The sequence below is a fragment of the Clostridium sp. genome (genome assembly GCF_040797585.1).
Lineage (GTDB): Bacteria > Bacillota > Clostridia > Clostridiales > Clostridiaceae > Clostridium_Z.
In genome coordinates, this window is record NZ_JBFNEO010000228.1 from 1 (window position 1) to 4,277 (window position 4,277).

At 32.0% G+C, this 4,277-nt stretch carries 3 protein-coding genes; all 3 read right to left on the minus strand.

Annotated features, from left to right (window positions below):
* Window positions 1-250 precede the first annotated feature (250 nt).
* Window positions 251-709, minus strand: coding sequence for a DUF523 domain-containing protein (locus AB2369_RS11820; RefSeq protein ID WP_367666680.1), 459 nt, complete (start codon window positions 707-709; stop codon window positions 251-253).
* Between the two features lie 8 nt (window positions 710-717).
* Window positions 718-3,084: an endonuclease MutS2 gene (locus AB2369_RS11825; protein ID WP_367666681.1), complete on the minus strand. Its 2,367-nt coding sequence runs from the start codon at window positions 3,082-3,084 to the stop codon at window positions 718-720.
* Between the two features lie 14 nt (window positions 3,085-3,098).
* Window positions 3,099-4,277 (minus strand): DUF3656 domain-containing protein (locus AB2369_RS11830; protein ID WP_367666682.1); only part of this gene is annotated, 1,179 nt, incomplete at its 5' end.

Sequence of the window (4,277 nt, forward strand, 5' to 3'; positions counted from 1 at the left end):
AAAGACGGGAGTAGAAAGCTTCAGTGAAAATAAAAAATTCCTTCTTTAATTTTATAAAAATCTCAATCCTACCGTAATAAATAAAAAAGGATTCAACTCATTAATTATGAATTGAATCCTTTTATACTTTATCTGATGACTAACAACTGTAACCTTCATCTATTACAATGTGGGAGATAACAGTTGCTATATCACTAGACTAACTCATCTAACTTTCAGATAGTGGAAAGAACACCTTATTAAGAAAGATTTATTCTATTATTTTATCAATATCTTCTTCAGTTATTACCTTAAATCCATTTTTTAACAAAAGCTCTACAGTAACCCCATTCCCATCTTTTAATCTACCTGAGAAGGTACCGTCATAAATCTTTGATACTCCACAGGAAGGGCTCTTAGATTTTAGTATTATATACTCTGGATTTACAGCCTTTGCTATTTTTAAGGTTTCCTCTGCTCCTTTTATAAACTCCTCTGTACAATCTATGTTGTCCTTTGTAATAACCTTACTTTTTCCTTGTAGGATCTCTTTCCCACTGCCACAGGATATTTCACAGGGCTTTCTTGGAGTTTCAAGACCACCTAATTGTTCTGGGCATACAAGGATAGCCTTACCTTCCTCTAAAAGTTTTTTTATGGATTCTTTAAGGTTATTTCCCCCATTATACTTACAATTCACTCCACAAAGACATGCACTAACAAGTATCATAACTTCACCTACTTTAATATTGCAATAGTTACTCCAGTACCGCCCTCACCATATTCTCCAATTCTAAAGTTCTTTACATGAGGATGTCTTCTTAGCATTTCATTTATAGCATTTCTAAGTACTCCTGTACCCTTACCATGAATTATAGATACCTCATTAAGTCCACCTAAATATGCATCATCTAAATACTTATCTGCATTATAGCAAGCCTCTTCTGCATCCATTCCTCTTAAGTCTATTGAAGTTTCAACTCTTCTTAAATTTAGCTTTGCCTCTCTTTTCTTTAAAGCCTTATCTTTTTTATTTGAAGTATTACCTTCTATAAGTCTTAGTTCTGAAAGCTTTACATTTATTTTCATTATACCTGCTTGAACCTGTACTTCTCCTTTGTTATCTGGGAGAGTTAATATAGATACCTTTTGATTTAAGGAAGGTAGCATAGCCTCCATTCCAAGGGTAACTTTATTTATTTTTTCTCCCTTGTCCTTAGTTGATAAGCTCACTTTTTCTTCATGACTTTCTAGCTTATCCTTTAATGCCTTTCTTTGCTCTTCTAGCATAGAACGTGCTTCTGATCCATATCCCATCTTTTCGAGGTCTCTCATATCCTTTAGAATTTGATCTGCCTCTTCCTTGGCATTACGAAGAAGGTTCCTTGCTTCTCTTCTTGCTTCCTCTAGGGCTTTTTCCCTTATTTTATCTATGCCCTGAAGCTTATCCTCATAATTCTTTTTAAGAGACTCTATATTTGACTTTAGAACCTCTGCACTTCTTGCATCCTTTTCAGCCTTTATACTCTTCTCTTGAAGATTGCTTATTAAGTCTTCAAATCTTACATTGTCCTTAGAAATTAGGTTCTTAGCCTCTTCTATTATGTGATTTTGAAGTCCAAGTCTCCTCGATATCTCGAAGGCATTAGATTTCCCAGGAACCCCTATTAAAAGTCTATATGTTGGCCTTAAAGTTTCTACATCAAATTCCACAGAAGCATTTTCAACCCCCTCTGTTTCAAGAGCATAAGCTTTAAGCTCACTATAGTGAGTAGTCGCTACTAGTTTTACATTTCTACTTCTTAAGTATTCTAATATAGATACAGCTAAAGCAGCTCCTTCTGTAGGATCAGTTCCAGCTCCTAGTTCATCAAATAACACTAGGGACTTTTCATCAGCCTTATCTATAATTTTAACTATGTTTGTCATATGAGATGAAAAGGTTGAAAGACTCTGTTCAATACTTTGCTCATCTCCAATATCTGCAAATATTTCTTCATAAAATGCCACAGAGGACTCTGACTTTGCTGGGATTAATATACCACTTAAAGCCATAATATGAAGAAGTCCTGCAGTTTTTAATGTAACTGTCTTTCCCCCTGTATTAGGTCCAGTAATCACTAAAGATGTAAATTCATCTCCTAGATAAATACTAGATGGAACTACTACTTTAGTATCTATTAAAGGATGTCTTCCTTCAATTATATTAAAACTTCCATCTTCATTTACTTTTGGCATTATTCCATTTATTGAGCTACTAAACTTTGCCTTAGCAAATATAAAATCAAGTTCCCAAATTATTTTACTATTATGTTTTACTTCAAAAATATTCTCATATACTCTTTGAGAAAGCTCTCCTAGGATTCTTTCAACCTCTGCCTTTTCCTTAAGCATAAGTTCTCTTATTTCATTATTTAAGTTAACAAGACTCATAGGCTCTATAAATAGAGTAGCTCCTGAAGAACTTTGATCATGTACAAGTCCCGGCACTGCCCCCTTATGCTCAGCCTTTACAGGAATTACATATCTATCTCCTCTTACTGTATATAGATTATCTTGAAGATACTTAGAATTACTTCTTATAACATCATTAATTCTATCTCTTATGGATGAGTTTTTCTCCTTTAAGGATCTTCTGATATTATATAAGGTTTGAGATGCTCTATCTGATATCTCTTCTTCACTTATAATAGCAACTAGAATATCCTCCTCAAGTTTCTTTAAAGGAACTATACCATCACAAAGACTCTCTAGCTCATAATAAGCCTCTTCCCCTTCTTTTCTAGATATATAATCCTTAAACCTTCTACTAGATTTTAGCATATTTGCTATTCTAATAAGCTGACCAGCCATTAAGGTTCCACCTTTTCCTGCTCTCTCAATGCCTTCTCTTACATCATATAGTCCTTCAAAGGGTGGATTTCCTTTTTTAAGTAAAAGATTAAATGCTTCCTCTGTTTCCTTTAGATGTCTTACAACTTCATAAGAATTATTATAAGGTACTAAATCCTCTATTAAATCCTTTCCTGCAGAAGTAGCTGTATATTTTTTCACTAATTCTTTTATTTTATTAAATTCTAAAACTTTCAATGCTTTTTCATTCATACTAATGTCCCCTTTTATTCTACTCCTCTTTTATAATGTCCTCTTGTGTAATTCTCGTAGCTATGATCCCACTTACCTTCCTTAAAAGATGTTATTACCTTTTCAACTTCCTCTTCATCTTCATTAATAAAATCTATCCTAAAACTACTTACATTGTTTAATTCTTTCATCATAGGTATTAAGTTAATACTGCTATTATTATATATATAGCTCCTACAGAATACATCAGTATTTACTATAAATTCTTCATTCTTTCTATCCTTTAATATAAAGTCTCCCTGAGTACACGCTCCAGAGCAGCTATGACTAGAATCTCTCCCTCCCATAACACTTCCTATAGGGCAATATTCACTTACCATAAGTTCTGGATTTCCATATAAAAGTACTTGAAGATCCATAGTACTCTTATTTATTAGCCTATTCATTTCTTTTTTATTTAGCTCAAGACTTATACATGCTCCATCTATATGAGACTTCATATATTCTGTAGAATAACTGTTATATAGATTTAGCTTATAATCTCCTATTACTCTTGTTTTATCCTTAAATACATTTATTATTCCTATGTTAGAGGTTATTACTCCCTCTATATACTCTAGATTTCTTTCGATTATATTAGCTACTTTATTAAATTCTTCCTTTATTATATTTGGTATTTTTAAATATAACTTTCTTCCCTTTATCTTCTTTAAATCTTCTTCTTTTAAATATTTATTTCCTCTATAAAATATATTAACTCCTATATCCTCTACATTAAGTTCTAGAATCTTCTTTAATTGACTCTTAGTAGATACATTAACTAGTAAATAAGGTAGATTATCTTGTTTTTCTCTTCTTAGTCCTTCTAGTTCTCTCTTTATGATTTTTCTCTTAGAACTTTTAATTATACTGTCCTCTATGGACTCTATTATCTCTCTTCTTACAGTATTTATAGCTGATACAGGAAGGAATCCCTCTTCATAGGCATTAAATATTACTTCTTCTATCTTAAAAGGAGTATCTCCACTCTTTTTAAGACTATCTATTATTCTTTCCTTAGATAGAGGTTTATTTTTAGCTAATTGAACTATTTCTCCTTTAGAGATAAATTTATTTCCTTGGAAATAAATCACAATACTTATCTCCTCATCTATCGTAAAATCAATTTCAGCTTTTAAAGAAATCTTTTTTCCATAAGGACTTAAGTAACTTGA

Coding starts and splice junctions, on each gene's coding strand:
- AB2369_RS11820 (WP_367666680.1), bottom strand. CDS start 709: ATGATACTTGTTAGTGCATGTCTTTGTGGAGTGAATTGTAAGTATAAT.
- AB2369_RS11825 (WP_367666681.1), bottom strand. CDS start 3,084: ATGAATGAAAAAGCATTGAAAGTTTTAGAATTTAATAAAATAAAAGAA.